Origin of the sequence: Nonomuraea sp. NPDC049714, from assembly GCF_044465295.1 — a bacterium.
GTDB lineage: Bacteria > Actinomycetota > Actinomycetes > Streptosporangiales > Streptosporangiaceae > Nonomuraea.
On record NZ_JBITLM010000002.1, the window covers coordinates 1,205,891 to 1,225,186 of the forward strand.

A 19,296-nucleotide genomic window follows, 5' to 3' on the forward strand; every position below is an offset into this window, starting at 1 on the left:
CGGTCGCGGGAGTCATGGGTCACAGGTCGTTGTCGATGAGGGCGAAGATCTCCTCGTCGGAGGCGGAGTCGATCTTCTCCATGACGCCGCCCACGTCGTTCTGGCCGGCGCCGCCGAGCTTGGTGAGCGCGCCCTGCAGGATGACGGTGAGCCGCTCGCGCATGCTCTTCGCGTCGCCGTTGGCCGCCGTGAGCAGGTCGTCGACCCGTTCCAGGGCGGTGCGCAGCGTCTCTTCCGCCGTGGGCGGCGCCGGTACGAGGACTTCGGCGAGGTAGGCCGAGAGCAGACGGACCGTGGGATGGTCGAAGACGAGGGTCGCGGGCAGTCGCAGGCCGGTGTCGGCGTTGAGCCGGTTGCGCAGTTCGACGGCCGTCAAGGAGTCGAAGCCGAGCTGGTTGAACGCCTGGTCCACGTCGACCTGGTCGGGGTCGCCGTGCGCGAGGACGGCCGCCACGTGGTCGCGGACGGCGTCCGTCAGTGACCGCAGGGCTTCGTCCCTGTTCAGCTCGGCGAGCCGGGCCACCAGGCCCGCCGCCGCTCCCTTTCCCGCTGTACGGCGCGGCAGGCGTACCAAACCGCGCAGCACTCCCGGCAGGTCACCGGCTTCGGCCCGAGCACGCAACCCGGCCGCGTCCCAGCGAGCCCCGACGACGACCGGCTCCGCGTCGCCGGTCAGGACGCCGTCGAACAGGCCCAGTCCCTCTTCCACCCGCAGCGGGGCGACTCCGGCGCGGCTCAGCCTGGCGACGTCCAGTCCGCCGGTCATGTCCGACTCGACGTCCCACAGGCCCCAGGCCACCGACACCGCCGGCAACCCGGCATCCCGCCGGTGGACGGCCAGCCCGTCCAGGAACGCGTTCGCGGCGGCGTAGTTACCCTGCCCCGCGTTGCCCACCACCCCGGCGAGCGAGGAGAACAGGACGAAGAACCGCAACGGCATGTCCTTGGTCAGCTCGTGCAAGAACCAGGCCGCGTCCGCCTTCGGTCTGAGGACCACGTCCACCCGCTCGGGAGTGAGGCTTCCCACGACGCCGTCGTCCAGGACCCCGGCCGCGTGCACGACACCCGCCAGCGGCCCGGCCGAAGCCACCGCATCGGCCAGCGCTGCCCGATCGGTCACGTCACAGGCCAGCACCCGAACCCGGGCCCCGGCCTCTTCCAGGCCGGCCACCAGGTCCGAGACCCCCGGAGCGGCGGGGCCCCGCCGTGACAGCAGCACCAGATCCCGGACCCCGTGGCGCTCCACCAGCCGACGCGCCACCAGCGCACCCAGCCCACCGGTCCCGCCGGTCACCAGCACCGCCCCAGGAGAGAGGGCGGAGACGGGAGCAGAGATCGAGGAGGACGCGGGGGCGGAAGCCTGGGCGGAGGGCTGGGTAGGGAGAGGGCGGCGGGCCAGGCGGGGGGCCAGTACTCGACCGTCCACGACACGGACCTGCGCCTCACCCGAACCCTCGACCAGCCCCCAATCATCGAACCCGTCCGGCACCTCCGCCAGAACGAACCGACCCGGCTGCTCACTCTGCGCCGACCGCACCAACCCCCACACCGCCGCAGCCGCCACATCCCCCGACCGCGTCACGAACACCAACCGCGACCCCGCCAACCCCTCGTCCTGAACAGCCCCCAACACCCGCGACGTCAACTCACGCACCGCACCCGGCACATCCACCGACCCACTCACACACCGCACCACCACCAACCCATCCGACCCCGAACCCGAACCCGAGCCAGAACCGGAGCCAGAACCGGAGCCAGAACCCGAGCTGACGGGCACCTCGACCCATTCGACGCCGTGCGGCGGCAGGCCGGTGCGGGTGGACGGGCGGCTGTCGGCGGGCCGGGCGCGGAGCGAGCCGATGGACAGGACAGGCGCGCCGGTGACGTCGGCGGCCTCGATGACGGTGTCCTCGCCGGTGGTCGTGAGCCGTAGGCGCAGGGTGGAGATCTCGGAGGCGTGCAGCCGGACGTCCCCGAAGGCGAACGGCAGCCGCAGCTCGTCGTCCCCGGCGGCCAGCACGAGAGGGTGGAAGGACGCGTCCAGCAGGGCGGGGTGGACGCCGAAGCCGGTGACGTCCACCCCGTCGGGCGCGACCACCTCGGCGAACAACTCCTCACCACGCCGCCACACCCCCCGCAACCCCTGGAACGCCGCACCGTACTCGTAACCTGACTCCGCCAACCGCTCGTAACCACCCTCCAGATCCACCACCACCGCATCCACCGGCGGCCACACCCCAGCCCACTCCCGAACATCACCACCCGACGCCGAACCACTCAGCACACCGCAGGCGTGCCGGATCCAGCCGCCGTCGTCCTCGTCGCCGTCGGCGCGGGAGTACACGGCGATCTGGCGCCGCCCCGCGTCCGGCGGGTCCACGGTGACCTGTACGGTGACCGCGCCCTGGTCGGGCAGGAAGAGCGGGGCCTCGATGACCAGTTCGTCGAGCCGGGCGCAGCCCGCCTGGGCACCGGCCTCCAGGGCCAGGTCGGCGAAGGCGGCGCCGGGCAGCAGCACGCGTCCCGCCACGGCGTGGCCCGCCAGCCAGGGCGTGCCGCGCAGGGAGATCCGGCCGGTGAGCACGTAGCCGTCTCCGGCCACCGGGATGACGGCGTCGAGCAGCGGGTGCGCTGAGCCGTCCGCCCCGGACATCCGGCCGGACTCGCCGCCGAGGAGCCAGAACCTGCGCCGGGAGAAGGCGTACGTCGGCGGCTCCCGGCGGGGGTGCGTCGCGGGGCGCAGCGCGTCGCTCCACGCGACCTGCGCGCCGAGGACCCACGTGTGGGCGAGCGCGGTGAGGAAGCGGCGGCGGTCGCCCGCGTCCCGGCGCAGCGTGTGGCAGACGCCCGCCGGCACGTCAGCGGCGTCGCAGATGGCCTCGGTGTCGGGTCCGAGCACCGGATGCGGGCTGACCTCGACGAACAGCGGGGTGCCGGTGCCGGCGAAGGCGGTGACGGCCTGCTCGAACCGTACGGGATTGCGCAGGTTGTCGTACCAGTACTGAGTGGTCAGCTTGGCGGGGTCGATGAACTCGCCTTCGAGGGAGGAGCAGAAGCCGACGTCGGTGCCGCGCGGCCGTACACCGTCGAGGACGGCGAGCAGTTCGTCGCGGAGCGCCTCGACGTGCGGGGTGTGGGAGGCGTAGTCCACGGCGATCCGGCGTACCCGCACCTCGTCACCGCAGGCGGCGGCGAACTCCTCCAGCGCGGCGACCTCTCCTGCCACGACCGAGCCGGCGGGGCTGCTGTGCACGGCCACCCACAGGCGGTCCGCCCACGGCTCGATCCGCTCCTGGACCTGCGCCGCAGGCAGCCCCACGGCGAGCATGCCGCCGCTGCCGCCGAGCCGGATCAGCGCGCGGCTGCGCAGCGCCACGATCTTGGCGGCGTCCTCCAGCGAGAGCGCGCCCGCGACGCACGCGGCGGCGATCTCGCCCTGGGAGTGGCCGACCACCGCGGCGGGCCGCACCCCGAGTGAGCGCCACAGCTCGGCGAGCGCGACCATGACCGCGAACAGCACCGGCTGGATCACGTCGGTGCCGTCCAGCGCCCGCGCGCCGGGCGCGCCACGCAGCACGTCCACGACCGACCATCCGGTGTACGGGCGCAGCGCCTCGTCACAGCGGAGGAGGGCTGCCCGGAACGTCTCGTCGGCGTCCAGGAGGTCCACCGCCATCCCCGCCCACTGTGAGCCCTGGCCGGGGAAGACGAACACCGGGCGGGCATCGGCGTACGCGACACCGGTGGCGACGGCGGCGTGCGGCGCGCCCTCGGCCAGCGCGGTCAGCCCGGCCAGCAACTCCTCCCGGTCCTGCGCCACCACCACCGCGCGATGCTCGAACACGGCACGCCGAGCCAGCACCCGGCCGGCACCAGCAAGCTCGTCGACCGAGACGTCCCCGGCATAGGCGAGCAACCGCCCAGCCTGAGCCCGCAGAGACTCCGCGGACTTGGCCGACACCGGCCACACCAGCGGCTCCCCCGCCACAGACGCCACCCGCTCCGGCCCAGCCGCGCCCTCCACGATGACATGCGCGTTCGTACCACTGACCCCGAAACTCGACACCCCGGCCCTCAACGGCCGATCACCCGGCAGCCTCACCGCCTCCGTCAGCAGCCGGACACCCCCCGCCGACCAGTCGACATGCGGCGTCGGCTCCTTCACATGCAACGTCGGCGGAAGCGTCCGATGCTCCAGCGCCTTGACCATCTTGATCACACCCGCCACCCCGGCAGCCGCCTGCGTGTGGCCGATGTTTGACTTCAGCGAGCCCAGCCACACCGGGTTGTCCTCCGACCGGATACGACCGTAGGTGGCCAGCAGCGCCTGCGCCTCGATCGGGTCACCGAGCGTGGTGCCGGTGCCGTGCGCCTCCACCACGTCCACGTCGCGCACGTCGAGCATCGCGTCATTCAGTGCTTGCTGGATCACGCGCTCCTGGGCCGGGCCGCTCGGCGCGGTCATGCCGTTGCTGGCGCCGTCCTGGTTCACCGCCGAGCCGCGGATCACCGCCAGGATGTGCCGGCCGTTGCGCCGGGCGTCGGACACCCTCTCCAGCGCGAGCACACCGACGCCCTCCGCCCACGCGGCCCCGTCGGCGGTCGAGGAGAACGACTTGCACCGCCCGTCGGGAGCCAGCGCGCGCTGGCGCGAGAACTCCACGAACGGCACCGGCGACGCCATCACCGACACGCCGCCGGCCAGGGCCAGCGAGCACTCGCCGCGCCGCAGCCCCTGCACGGCCAGGTGGAGTGCGACCAGGGACGAGGAGCAGGCGGTGTCGACCGCCAGCGACGGGCCCTCGAACCCGAAGGTGTAGGAGACCCGGCCGGACAGCACGCTGGCGGCGCTGGAGGTGAACAGAGTGCCCTCGACCGATTCCGGCGCCTTGTCCAGGAAGCGGGTGGAGTAGTGCTCGTACATGCTGCCGGCGTAGACGCCGGTGCGGCTGCCGCGCAGCGTCCCCGGATCGATCCCCGCCCGCTCCAACGCCTCCCAGCACGACTCCAGGAACAACCGATGCTGCGGATCCGTCGCCAGCGCACTACGCGGACTCATCCCGAAGAACGCCGCGTCGAACTCCCCCGCGTCATAAACAAACCCCCCATGACGCGTATACGACTTCCCCGCCACCTCCGGATCCGGATCGAACAACCCCTCCAGATCCCACCCACGATCAACCGGAAACTCCCCGATGGCATCCCCACCCGACACCACCAGATCCCACAACTCCTCCGGACTCCCCACCCCACCCGGATACCGGCACGCCATACCGACGATCGCGATCGGCTCATGCCTACGCCCCTGATCCTCGGACAGACGCTGACGAGCCTCCGCCAGTTCGACGGTCGCGCGCCTCAGGTAATCGCGAAGCTTCTGCTCGGTCTCCATCGCTCCGGCCTTTCCAGTCACAGAAGTGGGTCACAGGTCGTTGTCGATGAGGGCGAAGATCTCCTCGTCGGAGGCGGAGTCGATCTTGTCCACCATCGTGTCGGGCTGCCCGGCGCCGTCCGGTTCCCCGCTGAAGCGGGCCAGGCCGCTCCTCAGCACGGCGACGAGCTTGCCGCGGATGATCTCGCCGTCGTCCTTGGCGGTGGTGAGCATCGACCCCACGTGCTCCAGTGCGCCGCGCAGCATGTCCTCGGGCGAAGGTTGCGCCGGGGCCAGCGAGTCGAACAGGTGCTGGGCCAGCTCCCGCACGGTCGGATGGTCGAAGACGAGGGTCGCGGGCAGTCGCAGGCCGGTGTCGGCGTTGAGCCGGTTGCGCAGTTCGACGGCGGTCAGGGAGTCGAAGCCGAGCTGGTTGAAGGCGCGGTCGACGCTGATCTTCTCCGCGCTGCCGTGCGCGAGGACGGCGGCGACCTGGTCGCGGACCGCGTCGGTCAGCAGCCTCAGCGCCTCGTCCTTGCTCAGCTCGGCGAGCCGGGCCACCAGGCCCGCCGCCGCTCCCTTTCCCGCTGTACGGCGCGGCAGGCGTACCAAACCGCGCAGCACTCCCGGCAGGTCGCCCGCTTCGGCCCGAGCACGCAACCCGGCCGCGTCCCAGCGAGCCCCGACGACGACCGGCTCCACCTCGCCGGTCAGAAGCGCGTCGAACAGGCCGAGCCCTTCCTCCTCGCCCAGCGGGGCGATCCCGGCGCGGGCCAGCCTGGCGACGTCCAAGCCACCGGTCATCCCCGACTCGACGTCCCACAAGCCCCAGGCCACCGAAACCGCCGGCAACCCCGCATCCCGCCGATGAACAGCCAACCCGTCCAGGAACGCGTTCGCGGCGGCGTAGTTACCCTGCCCCGCGTTCCCCACCACCCCGGCGAGCGACGAGAAAAGGACGAAGAACCGCAACGGCATCCCCTCGGTCAGCTCGTGCAAGAACCAGGCCGCGTCCGCCTTCGGCCCCAGCACCACGTCCACCCGCTCCGGCGTCAGACTCCCCACGACGCCGTCGTCCAGGACCCCGGCCGCATGCACCACACCCGCCAGCGGCCCCACCGACCCGACCACGTCAGCCAGCGCCTCCCGGTCCGACACGTCACAGGCCAGCACCCGCACCCGCGCCCCAGCCCCTTCCAGACCGGCCACCAACCCCGCCGCCGCCACCCCACGACGTGACAGCAGCACCAGATCCCGGACCCCGTGACGCTCCACCAGCCGACGCGCCACCAGCGCACCCAGCCCACCGGTCCCGCCGGTCACCAGCACCGCCCCAGGAGAGAAGGCGGAGACGGAAGCAGAGATCGAGGAGGACGCGGAGGCGGAAGCCTGGGCGGAGGGCTGGGTAGGCAGAGGGCGGCGGGCCAGGCGGGGGGCCAGTACTCGACCGTCCACGACACGGACCTGCGCCTCACCCGAACCCGCGACCAACCCCCAATCATCGAACCCCTCCGGCACCTCCGCCAGAACGAACCGACCCGGCTGCTCACTCTGCGCCGACCGCACCAACCCCCACACCGCCGCAGCCGCCACATCCCCCGACCGCGTCACGAACACCAACCGCGACCCCGCCAACCCCTCGTCCTGAACCGCCCCCAACACCCGCGACGTCAACTCACGCACCGCACCCGGCACATCCACCGACCCACTCACACACCGCACCACCACCAACCCATCCGACCCCGAACCGGAGCCGGAACCCGAGCCGGCAGCCGCCTCCGCCCACTCCACCCCGTAGAGCGGCAGGCTCGTCGCGCCGGTGCCCAGCGATTCGGCCGGTACCGGGCGGACGCGCAGTGAGGCCAGGGAGAAGGCCGGGCGCCCCGAGGGGGCGGCCGCCTCGATGGCGCAGCCGTCGGCGCCGGTCGTGGTCAGGCGGACCCGGAGCGCGGTGGCCTCGGCCTCGTGCAGGCGCAGGCCGCGCAGCTCGAAGGGCAGGCGCAGCTCGTCGGAGGAATCGGCGACGAGCAGCGGGTGGAACACGGCGTCGAACAGCGCGGGGTGGACGCCGAAGCCGGTGACGTCCACCCCGTCGGGCGCGACCACCTCGGCGAACAACTCCTCACCACGCCGCCACACCCCCCGCAACCCCTGGAACGCCGCACCGTACTCGTAACCCAACTCCGCCAACCGCTCGTAACCACCCTCCAGATCCACCACCACCGCATCCACCGGCGGCCACACCCCAGCCCACTCCCAGACACCACCACCCGACCCCGAACCACCCAGCACACCGCAGGCGTGCCGGATCCAGCCGGCCTCGTGGTCACCGTCCGGCTGTGAGTGCACGCGTACGGATCGCGTGCCGGAGTCGTCCGGGGGATCCACGATCACCTGGACCGTGATCCCGCCGTGCCGGGGCAGCACCAGCGGCGCCTCGAACATCAGCTCCTCGACGAGGCCGAGGCCGGTCCGTGCGGCGGCCTCCAGCGCCAGATCCGCCAGGACCGCGCCGGGCAGCACCACGGCCCCGGCGACGACGTGCTCGGCGAGCCATGGCGTGTCCGTGATCGACAGGCGGCCGGTGAGCATGGTCGGGCCGCCCTCGGCGAGCTCGACCTCGGCGCCCAGCAGGGGGTGGGCGACCTCGCGCAGGCCCACGGCGGGCAGGTTCGCGGCGCGGGCGGGCGGGCCGAGCCAGTACCGCTCGCGGTCGAAGGCGTAGGTCGGCAGGTCCACCCGGTTCCCCTGCGGGAGCAGTGCCGGCCAGTCGACGGGGGCCCCGGCCACCCAGGCGGCGGCCAGGCAGGCGGCCAGCGCGTCGGGTTCGGCGCTGTCGCGGCGCTGCAGGGACAGGATCGTGGCGCCCTCTCCGGTGACGCAGTCGTGTGCCATGCCGGCGAGCACGGCCTGCGGCCCGACCTCCAGGTAGAGGTGCACGCCCAGCTCCTCCAGCCGGGCGATCATCTGCTGGAACATGACGGGCTGCCTGATCTGCCGCAGCCAGTACTCGGGGCTGGTCCACGGGGTGTCGAGGACGCCGGTGAGGCCGGTGACGCTCGCGATCCGGGGCCGGGCGAACGTCACCGACTCCAGCTCGGCGGCGAACTCGGCGATCATGGGTTCCATCAGCGGGGAGTGGAAGGCGTGGCTGACGGTCAGCCGCCGGGTGCGGCGGCCGAGTTCGCGCCAGTGGGCGGCGACGGCGAGGCACGTCCGCTCGTCGCCGGAGATCACCACGCCGGCCGGTCCGTTGACGGCGGCGATGCCGGCCTTGTCCTCCAGCCCGGCCAGGGTGGGCCGGACCTCTTCCGGCGTGGCGGCCACCGCGATCATGGCGCCCGGTGCGCGCAACCCCTGCATGAGCCGGCCTCGGGCGGCGATCAGGCGGGCGGCGTCCGGCAGCGACCACAGTCCGGCGACGTGCGCGGCGGCGAACTCGCCGACCGAGTGCCCGGCGACGTGCGCGGGCGTGAGCCCGAGCGACTCCAGCAGCCGGAAGGCGGCCACCTCGAAGGCGAACAGGGCCGGCTGGGTGTAGGCGGTCTCGTCGAGCAGGGCGGCTTCGGGGGTGCCGGGCTCCGACCACATCACCTCGCGCAGCGGCCGGTCGAGGTGGGGGTCGAGCGCCGCGCACGCTTCGTCGAGGGCGGCGGCGAACACCGGCGAGGCGGCGGCCAGCTCGCGCCCCATGCCGGGCCGCTGCCCGCCCTGTCCGGTGAACAGGAAGGCGGTGCGGGTGCGCTCGGCCGCCACGCCTTCGACCACCTCGGCCGCCTCGACCATCTCGACCGCCTCGACCATGGGCGGGTGGCCCAGGTGGTCGCCGAGGCCGGCGACCAGGGCCGCGCGGTCGCGGCCGAGCACGACCGCGCGGTGCGGGTGCACGGATCGGGTGGTGACCAGGGAGTGGGCCACGTCGGCCGGGTGAAGCCCGTCGTACGTGGTGACGTGCGCGTGCAGCCGTTCGGCCTGCCCGCGCAGCGCCTGCTCGGTGTGGGCGCTGACGATCCAGGCGAGCGGGCCGGTGAAGACCGGTTCGGCGGGGGGCGGCTCAGGGGCCGGTTCGGGGACGTACTCCTCGATGATGGCGTGCGCGTTCGTACCGCTGATGCCGAAGGAGGAGACGGCGGCGCGGCGGGGGCGCTCGCCGCGCGGCCAGTCGCGCGGCTCGGTGAGCAGCCGGACGCCGCCCGCGGACCAGTCGACGTGCGGTGTCGGCTCCTTGACGTGCATCGTCGGCGGGAGCGTCCCGTGCTCCAGCGCCTTGACCGCCTTGATCACGCCGGCCACCCCGGCGGCGGCCTGGGTGTGGCCGATGTTCGACTTGAGCGAGCCGAGCCAGATCGGGTCGTCGTCCGTGCGGGTGCGGCCGTAGGTGGCCAGCAGTGCTTGGGCCTCGATCGGGTCGCCGAGCGTGGTGCCGGTGCCGTGCGCCTCCACCACGTCCACGTCGCCCGCGTCGAGCATCGCGTCATTCAGTGCTTGCTGGATCACGCGCTCCTGGGCCGGGCCGCTCGGCGCGGTCATGCCGTTGCTGGCGCCGTCCTGGTTCACCGCCGAGCCGCGGATCACCGCCAGGATGTGCCGGCCGTTGCGCCGGGCGTCGGACACCCTCTCCAGCGCGAGCACACCGACGCCCTCGGACCACGCGGCCCCGTCGGCGGTCGAGGAGAACGACTTGCACCGCCCGTCGGGAGCCAGCGCGCGCTGGCGCGAGAACTCCACGAAGGCGTCGGGCGAGGCCAGTACGGTGACGCCGCCCGCGAGCGCGATGGCGCACTCCTCGTCGCGCAGCGCGCGCACGGCCAGGTGCAGCGCGACCAGGGACGAGGAGCAGGCGGTGTCCACGGTGAGCGAGGGGCCTTCGAGCCCGAGGGTGTAGGAGACCCGGCCGGACAGCACACTGGGGGTGCTGCCGGACAGGAGCACGCCCTCGACCTCGGGCGGTATCGCGCCGTGCACGAACCGGGAGGAGTAGTCGTTGAACATGTTGCCGGCGTAGACGCCGGTGCGGCTGCCGCGCAGCGTCCCCGGATCGATCCCCGCCCGCTCCAACGCCTCCCAGCACGACTCCAGGAACAACCGATGCTGCGGATCCGTCGCCAGCGCACTGCGCGGACTCATCCCGAAGAACGCCGCGTCGAACTCCCCCGCGTCATAAACAAACCCCCCATGACGCGTATACGACTTCCCCGCCACCTCCGGATCCGGATCGAACAACCCCTCCAGATCCCACCCACGATCAACCGGAAACTCCCCGATGGCATCCCCACCCGACACCACCAGATCCCACAACTCCTCCGGACTCCCCACCCCACCCGGATACCGGCACGCCATACCGACGATCGCGATCGGCTCATGCCTACGCCCCTGATCCTCAGACAGACGCTGACGAGCCTCCGCCAGCTCCACCATGACCTTCTTCAAATACGCTCGCAGCTTGTCTTCATTCGCCATGGTCTGGCCTTTCCTGCGGTGACCTCAGGGGAGACGTCATCGCCCGGTTGTCGATCAGGGCGAAGATCTCCTCGTCGGAGGCGGAAACGATCTCCTCAGCGGCGCCGTTGGAACCGTTCGGCGCGGCGACGCTGACAGGTGAGGTGCCGATCCTGGTGAGCGCGCTCTGCAGGATGGCGACGAGCCGGCCACGTACGGCGTCCGCTTCGCCGTTGGCGGCCTGCATCATGGATTCGGCCTGGTCCACCGCCGTCCGGAGGGCGTCCTCGGCGGAGGGTGTCTCGGGGGCGAGGGTGCGGAGCAGGTATTCGGCCAGCGAGCGGATCGTCGGGTGGTCGAAGATCAGGGTGGACGGCAGCCGCAACCCGGTGCCCGTGGTGAGCCGGTTGCGCAGCTCGACGGCGGTCAGCGAGTCGAAGCCGAGATCGTTGAAGGCCAGGTCGGGGTCGACCTGGTCGGGGTCGCCGTGCGCGAGGACGGCGGCGACGTGCGAGCGGACCAGCTCGGTCAGGTGGGCCAGCGCACCGGCCTCGCCGAGCACGGCCAGGCGCTCGGTCAGGCCCGCCGGTCCCGCCGGACCGGCCGCGGCGCGGACGGTCGTGGCGGCTGTACGGCGCGGCAGGCGTACCAAACCGCGCAGCACTCCCGGCAGGTCGCCCGCTTCGGCCCGAGCGCGCAGCCCGGCCGCGTCCCAGCGAGCCCCGACGACGACCGGTTCCACCTCGCCGTCCAGGACGCCGTCGAACAGGCCCAGTCCCTCTTCCACCCGCAGCGGGGCGATCCCGGCGCGGGCCAGCCTGGCGACGTCCAGGCCACCGGTCATCCCCGACTCGACGTCCCACAGGCCCCAGGCCACCGAAACCGCCGGCAACCCCGCATCCCGCCGATGAACAGCCAACCCGTCCAGAAAGGCGTTCGCGGCGGCGTAGTTACCCTGCCCCGCATTGCCCACCACTCCGGCGAGCGACGAGAAAAGGACGAAGAACCGCAACGGCATCCCCTTGGTCAGCTCGTGTAAGAACCAGGCCGCGTCCGCCTTCGGCCCCAGCACCACGTCCACCCGCTCCGGCGTCAGACTCCCCACCACGCCGTCGTCCAGGACCCCGGCCGCGTGCACCACACCCGCCAGCGGCCCCACCGATCCGACCACGTCAGCCAGCGCCCGCCGGTCCGACACGTCACAGGCCAGCACCCGCACCCGCGCCCCAGCCCCTTCCAGGCCGGCGACCAGGTCCGCCGCCGCCACCCCACGACGCGACACCAGCACCAGATCCCGAACCCCGTGACGCTCCACCAGCCGACGCGCCACCAGCGCACCCAGCCCACCGGTCCCGCCGGTCACCAGCACCGCCCCATCCCCAGCTGGGACGGAGGTGGGAGGGGGAGTCGGGAGGGCGCGGCGGACCAGGCGGGGCACGAGGACGGTGTCGTCCCGTGCGGTCAGCTCCGTCTCGCCGGCCGCGATGGCGGCGGCCACCAGGCCCCAGCCGGAGAACCCCGCTCCCACCTCGGCCAGCACGAACCGGCCCGGCTGCTCGCTCTGCGCCGACCGCACCAGCCCGCGTACCGCCGTGACCGCCGGCTCCCCTGCCCGGGTGAGGCAGACCAGCCGCGACCCGGCGAACCGCTCGTCACCGAGCCAGCCCTGCACCAGGTCGAGCGCCTGCCCCACCGCGTCGTGCGCGGAGTACGGCAGGTCACCGGGGTCGGCGTGACAGGGGGCCAGGACCAGGTCGGGGACGCGGTCCGCGGTCATCTCGGCGAGCGAGGCAAGGTCGTAGTAGCGCGGCGGGTCGATCCCGGCCGCCGCCAGCTCGGCGCCGATCTCGTCGGTCAGCTCGTCGGCGCCGACCAGCGCCCAGCGCAGCCCCGACCTGTCGGCCGGGGCCCCGGCGAACCCGGTCCACTCGACGGCGTGCGCGAGGGAGTCGGCGGGCCCGGCGGCGTCGTTCCTGGACATCCGGCGCAGCACCAGCGTGTCCACGTCGGCGATCCACTGCCCGGCGCCGTCGAAGACGGTCAGCGACACGCGATCGTCGCCCAGCCATTCGAGCCTGACCCGCAGCGTCTGCGCGCCGACCGCGGCCACCCGCACCCCGCTCCAGGAGAACGGCAGCAGCAGCCCGGCGTCGTCCGCCGACTCCAGCACCACCAGGTGCAGCGCCGCGTCCAGCAGCGCGGGATGCAGCGTGAAGCGACCGGCGTCACCGCGCACCGGCTCGGGCAGGGCCACCTCGGCGTACGCCGCGTCGTCCGCTCGCCAGGCGGCTCGCAGCCCCTGGAACGCCGGGCCGTACGCGTAACCGCGCGCGGCCAGGCGACTGTACGGGTCGTCCAGGTCCACCGGTTCGGCGGCGGGCGGCCAGCTGATCGGCGCCACCGGTCCGGTGCCGGGGTCGTCGCCGAGCAGGCCGGTCGCGTGGCGGGTCCAGCCCGCCTCGGCGTCGCCGGCCGGACGACTGTGCACGGTCACGGCCCGGCGCCCCTGCTCGTCCGGCCCGCCGACCGCGATCTGCAGGTGTACGGCTCCCGTATCGGGCAGGAGCAACGGGGCTTCCAGGGTCAGGTCCTCGACCTCGGCGCACCCGGTCGCGGCCGCCGCCTCCAGCGCCAGCTCGACGAAGGCCGTGCCCGGCAGCAGCACCGTACCGTCCACCGCGTGGTCGGCCAGCCACGGCGAGCTCGCCAGGGACAGCTGCCCGGCCAGCAGGAACCCGTCCTCGGCGGCGAGCGGGACGCTCGCCCCGAGCAGCGGGTGGCGTGAGGGCGCGAGCCCGCCACCGGCGGCGGCCGATTCGGCGTCGAGCCAGTGCCGCAGGCCCTTGAAGGCGTAGGTCGGCAGCGCGTCGTCGTGGCTCGCCGCCGGGCCGAGCACCGCCGGCCAGCTCACGTCCACGCCGAGCACCCAGGCCTGGGCGGCGGCCTTGAACAGGCGGGCCGCGCCGCCGTCGGCGCGCCGCAGCGTGCCGGTGGCGCCGCCGGGCGCTCCCGTGGCGGCCAGCGTGTCCTCGACGTGCCCGGTGAGCACGGGGTGTGGGCTGACCTCCAGGAACACCGGGACGCCGGAGCCGGTGAGCGACTCCACCGCCTGCCGGAACAGCACCGGTTGCCGCAGGCCGGTGAACCAGTAGTCGCCGGTCAGCCTGGCGACGTCGATGGGGCCGCCCGCCAGCGACGAGCAGAACGTGACGTCTACAGGGCGGGGCCGGAGTCCGTCGAGCGTCTCCAGCAGTTCCTCGCGCAGGGCGTCGATGTGCGGGGTGTGCGCGGCGTAGCCGATGGCGACCCGCCGGACCCGCATCGTGTCACCGCAGGCGGCGGCGAACTCGTTCAGCGCGTCGGCGTCGCCCGCCACGACCGAGCTGGCCGGTCCGCTGTGGATCGCGAGCCAGAGCCTGCCGGCCCACGGCTCCAGCATCCGGGTGGCCTGCTCGGTGTCGACGGGCAGGGCGAGCATGCCGCCCCGGTCGCCGAGGCGCATCAGCGCCCGGCTGCGCAGGACGACCACCCGCGCGGCGTCGTCCAGAGGCAGCGCCCCGGCGACGCACGCGGCGGTGATCTCGCCCTGGGAGTGGCCGAGCACCGCGTCGGGCCGCACGCCGAGCGAGCGCCAGACCTCGGCGAGGGAGACCATGACCGCGAACAGCACCGGCTGGATCACGTCCGAGCCCTCCAGCGCGGGCGCGCTCTCCGCGCCGCGCAGCACGTCCACGACCGACCAGCCGGTGTGCCGCGCCAAGGCGCGGTCGCAGCGCTCCAGTTGCTCGCGGAAGGCGGCGTTGGAGCCGAGCAGGTCGACGGCCATGCCGGCCCACTGTGAGCCCTGGCCGGGGAAGACGAACACCGGCCGGGCATCGGCGTACGCGACACCGGTGGCGACGGCGGCGTGCGGCGCGCCCTCGGCCAGCGCGGTCAGCCCGGCCAGCAACTCCTCCCGGTCCTGCGCCACCACCACCGCGCGATGCTCGAACACGGCACGCCGAGCCAGCACCCGGCCGGCACCAGCAAGCTCGTCAACGGCGACGTCCCCGGCATAGGCGAGCAACCGCGCCGCCTGAGCCCGCAGAGACTCCGCGGACTTGGCCGACACCGGCCACACCAGCGGCTCCCCCGCTGCGGGCGCCACCCGCTCCGGCCCAGCCGCGCCCTCCACGATGACATGCGCGTTCGTACCACTGACCCCGAAACTCGACACCCCGGCCCTCAACGGCCGATCACCCGGCAGCCTCACCGCCTCCGTCAGCAGCCGGACACCCCCCGCCGACCAGTCGACGTGCGGCGTCGGCTCCTTCACATGCAACGTCGGCGGAAGCGTCCGATGCTCCAGCGCCTTGACCATCTTGATCACACCCGCCACCCCGGCAGCCGCCTGCGTGTGGCCGATGTTCGACTTCAGCGAGCCCAGCCACACCGGACGGTCGGCGGTGCGGGCGCTGCCATAGGTGGCCAGCAGTGCTTGGGCCTCGATCGGGTCACCGAGCGTGGTCCCGGTGCCGTGCGCCTCCACCACGTCCACGTCGCCCGCGTTCAGCATCGCGTCGGCCAGCGCCTGCTGGATGACGCGCTCCTGGGCGGGACCGCTGGGGGCGGTGAGGCCGTTGCTGGCGCCGTCCTGGTTGACCGCGCCGCCACGGATCACCGCGCGTACCGGATGGCCCAGGCGGCGGGCGTCGGAGAGCCGCTCCAGCAGCAGCACACCCGCGCCCTCGGCCCATCCCGTGCCGTCCGCCTCGGCGGAGAACGCCTTGCAGCGGCCGTCGGCGGCCAGCCCGCCCTGCCTGCTGAACTCCACGAACATTCCCGGGCTGGACATCACGGTCGCGCCGCCCGCCAGCGCCATCGCGCACTCGCCGCGTCGCAGCGCCTGGACCGCCAGGACGATGGAGACCAGCGACGACGAACAGGCCGTGTCCGTGGTGATCGCCGGGCCGCACAGGCCCAGCGTGTACGCGATGCGGCCGGAGACGACGCTGAGCGCGGTGCCGGTCAGCAGGTGGCCGTCGGCGACACCGCCGGTGCGGTACAGGCGGGGGCCGTAGTCGGGGGCCATCGCGCCCATGAACACGCCGGTGGCCGAGCCGCGCAGGTCGGCGGGGTCGATCCCGGCCCGCTCGATGCTCTCCCAGCAGATCTCCAGCAGGAGCCGCTGCTGCGGGTCCATGGCCGCCGCCTCGCGCGGGCTGATCCCGAAGAAGGCCGCGTCGAACCGGTCGGCGTCGTGCAGGAATCCGCCGTACCTGGTGTCGCTGGTGCCGGAGCGGTCGGGGCCGGTGGCGAAGAGGGCGTCGACGTCCCAGCCGCGGTTCGCGGGGAACTCACCGATCGCGTCGGCTCCGGTGCTGGCCAGCCGCCACAGGTCCGCCGGCGAGGAGACGCCGCCGGGATAGCGGCATCCCATCCCGACCACCACGATCGGGTCGTCCGCCTCCGCCTGCCGCCCGGCCGCCCGAGCGGGCCCGGCGGCCAGGTCCGGCGTCGAGCCGGTGAGCAGGGCGTGCAGGTGGCCGGCGAGCCGAGCAGGCGTCGGGTGATCGAACAGCAGTCCGGTCGGCAGCTTCAGCCCCGTCGCCGTACGCAGCCTGTCGCGCAACTCGACGGAGGCCGCCGAGTCGAAGCCCAGATCCTTGAAGGTACGGCCGAGCTCCACCGCGGCGGCGTCCTCATACCCGAGCAGCTTGGCCGCGGCGTTCCGCACCAGACCACGCACCTCGTCCAACGCCCACCCCGACCTCGCCTCGCCACCGTCGGCGCGGGGTTCCCGCTCGGCGGCTGCTGGTGAGGGCCGCGCGGGGACCGCGGTCGTTCCTGCCGGGGGGTACGGGCGCCGCTGGAAGGGGTAGGTGGGCAGGTCCACCAGGTGGGCGCGTGGCGTCTCGCGCACGGCCGGCCACTCGACCGGAGCGCCCGCGGCGTACGCCTGGGCGAGCGAGCGCAGCACGCGGTCCGGCCCGCCCTCGCCACGGCGCAGCGTGCCGATCACGGACACGTCGACCTCTGCGTCCTCCGCCGTCTCCTCCACGGCCGTGGCCAGCACCGGGTGCGGGCTGCACTCCACGAACAGCTCGCAGCGCTCTTCGGCCGCCACCCGTACGGCCTGGGCGAAGCGGACCGGGTGGCGCAGGCTGCGGTACCAGTAGCCGGCGTCGAGCCCGGCGGTGTCCATCAGCTCGCCCGTGAGGGTGGAGACGAACGCCGTCGGCACGCTCACCGGCCGGATCGGGGCCAGCGCGGCGAGCACGTCGTCGCGTACCTGCGCGACCTCGGCGGTGTGGGAGGCGTAATCGACCGGGATGAGCTTGGTGCGGTGGTCGGGCAGCCGCTCGGCCAGCTCGGTGAGCAGCTCGCGAGGGCCTGCGACGACCAGCGAGTGCGGCCCGTTGAAGGCCGCCACGGAGAGGTGGTCCGCCTGGTCGCCGATGGCTCGCTCGACCACGTCGAGGGGGGCCGCGACCGACATCATGCCGCCCCGGCCCGCGATGCCGGCGATGGCGCGGCTGCGCAGGGCCACGACGCGGGCCGCGTCGGGCAGGGTGAGGGCGCCGATGACGGTGGCGGCGGCGATCTCGCCCTGCGAGTGGCCGACGACCACGTCCGGCTCGACGCCGTGAGCGCGCCACATCCCGGCCAGGGCGACCATGACCGCCCAGAGCGCCGGCTGGACGACGTCCACCCGGTCCAGGCCGGGGGCGCCGGGCCGCTCGTTCAGCACGTCGACGAGGGAGTAGCCGGTGTGGGGCGCGAGGGCGTCCGCGCACTCGGCGACGCGCGCGGCGAAGACCGGCGACGCGGCCAGCAGCTCGCGGGCCATGCCGGGCCACTGCGATCCCTGACCGGGGAAGACGAACACCCGCCGACCGCTCGCCGCGGCACCGAGCAGGACGTCGTCGTGCGGCCGGCCGTCGGCCAGCGCCCGCAGCCCCGCCACCCTGGCCTGCGGGTCCGGGCCCAGCACCACCGCGCGATGCTCGAAGACCGCCCGGCTCCGAACCAGGCTGGCCGCGACGGCCGCGAGGTCGGCCTCCGGCTCCGCCACCACCTCGGCCAGCCGCGCCGCCGCCTCCCGCAACGCCCCCGGACTCCGCCCCGACACCACCCAGGGCAGTCCAGCGCCGGAAACCCCAGCGGCAACCGACTGCGCGGGCGATGGCGTGGGTGGTGCTTCGGTGAGGAGGAGGTGGCAGTTGGTGCCGCCCATGCCGAAGGCGCTGACGCCCGCCACCAGGGGGCGATCGGCCGCGGGCCAGGGGGCGGTCTCGCGTACGACGCGCAGGCGCAGGTCCGGCAGCGGGATCTCCGGCGGCGGCGACTCGAAGTGCAGACTGGCGGGCAGTTCGCGGTGCTTGATGGCGAGCACCACCTTGAGCAGCCCGGCGATGCCCGCCGCGCCTTCCAGGTGGCCGATGTTGGTCTTGACCGAGCCGACGGGCAGCGGCTCGCTCTCCGGCCGGGCCGAGCCGTACGCCGCGCCGAGCGCCGCTGCCTCCACCGGATCGCCGACCTTGGTGCCGGTGCCGTGCAGCTCGACGTAGCCGACGTCGCCCGGCGCCACGCCGGCGCGGGCGCAGGCCAGCCTGATGGCCTCCTCCTGCGCCCGCCGGCTGGGCACGGTGAGCCCTTCGCCGCCGCCGTCGTTGTTGACCGCCCCGCCGAGGATGACGGCGTGCACCGCGTCGCCGGCGGCCACCGCGTCCGCGAGCCGCTTCAGCACCACCAGCGCGCCGCCCTCGCCGCGCACGTACCCGTTGGCGCGACTGTCGAAGACGTGGCAGCGGCCGTCCGGCGACAGGGCGCCGAAGCTGCCGATGGCGTCGGTGGTCGCGCCGCTCAGGTTGAGGTTGACGCCGCCGGCCAGCGCCAGCGCGGTCTCGCCGTGGCGCAGGCTCTCGCAGGCCATCTGCACCGCGACCAGCGAGGACGACTGTCCCGCGTCGAGGGTGAGGCTGGGGCCGCGCAGGCCGAGGAAGTAGGAGATCCGGTTCGCGATCATGGCGCGGTTCGCCCCGGTGTAGGCGTGCCTGCCCGGCTCGGCGCCGGCCTGGGCCAGCAGCGCGGCGTGGTCGTTCGAGATGGCGCCCAGGAACACGCCGCCGGCGCTGCCGCGCAGCCCGGTGGGCGCGGTACGGGCGTTCTCCAGAGCCTCCCAGGCGAGCTCCAGGACCAGGCGCTGGTGCGGGTCCATCGCCGCCGCCTCGTTCGGCGAGATGCCGAAGAAGGCCGCGTCGAAGCCGTCGACGTCCTGGAGGAAGCCGCCTCGGCGGTAGTCCGCCGCCTCCGGCCACCGGCCCTCGGGCGCCTCGGTGACCGCGTCCACGCCGTCGCGGAGCAGCCGCCACAACGCTGCGGGGTCGGCGGCCCCGGGCAGACGGCAGGCCATGCCGACGACGGCGATCGCGTCCGGACCGCCGGTGACCACCGGCCGCATCGACTCGTCACCCATCAATTCGCCACCCCAAGCCTCTGGCATC

Annotated in this window: 3 protein-coding genes; all 3 read right to left on the reverse strand. The window is 73.7% G+C overall.

What is annotated here, in order from left to right:
- Positions 1–19 precede the first annotated feature (19 nt).
- From ACIBQX_RS12810 to ACIBQX_RS12820, 3 genes are read right to left on the reverse strand one after another with little or no spacing between them, the layout of a single operon-like run.
- A complete protein-coding gene (locus tag ACIBQX_RS12810; RefSeq protein ID WP_397003667.1) occupies positions 20–5,392 on the reverse strand; it encodes an SDR family NAD(P)-dependent oxidoreductase in 5,373 nt (1,790 codons plus the stop codon).
- A 30-nt stretch (positions 5,393–5,422) separates the two neighbouring features.
- Positions 5,423–10,831 carry an SDR family NAD(P)-dependent oxidoreductase gene (locus tag ACIBQX_RS12815; RefSeq protein WP_397003669.1) on the reverse strand — a complete coding sequence of 1,803 codons (5,409 nt, stop codon included), beginning with the start codon at positions 10,829–10,831 and terminating at the stop codon, positions 5,423–5,425.
- Positions 10,821–19,268, reverse strand: a complete 8,448-nt coding sequence (locus tag ACIBQX_RS12820; protein ID WP_397003671.1) for an SDR family NAD(P)-dependent oxidoreductase — start codon at positions 19,266–19,268, stop codon at positions 10,821–10,823. The genes ACIBQX_RS12815 and ACIBQX_RS12820 overlap by 11 nt, the downstream gene beginning before the upstream one ends.
- Positions 19,269–19,296 lie beyond the last annotated feature (28 nt).

Bases quoted from the DNA above. Each gene is read 5' to 3' on its own strand.
- ACIBQX_RS12820 (WP_397003671.1), bottom strand. From the start codon at position 19,268: ATGGGTGACGAGTCGATGCGGCCGGTGGTCACCGGCGGTCCGGACGCG.
- ACIBQX_RS12810 (WP_397003667.1), bottom strand. From the start codon at position 5,392: ATGGAGACCGAGCAGAAGCTTCGCGATTACCTGAGGCGCGCGACCGTC.
- ACIBQX_RS12815 (WP_397003669.1), bottom strand. From the start codon at position 10,831: ATGGCGAATGAAGACAAGCTGCGAGCGTATTTGAAGAAGGTCATGGTG.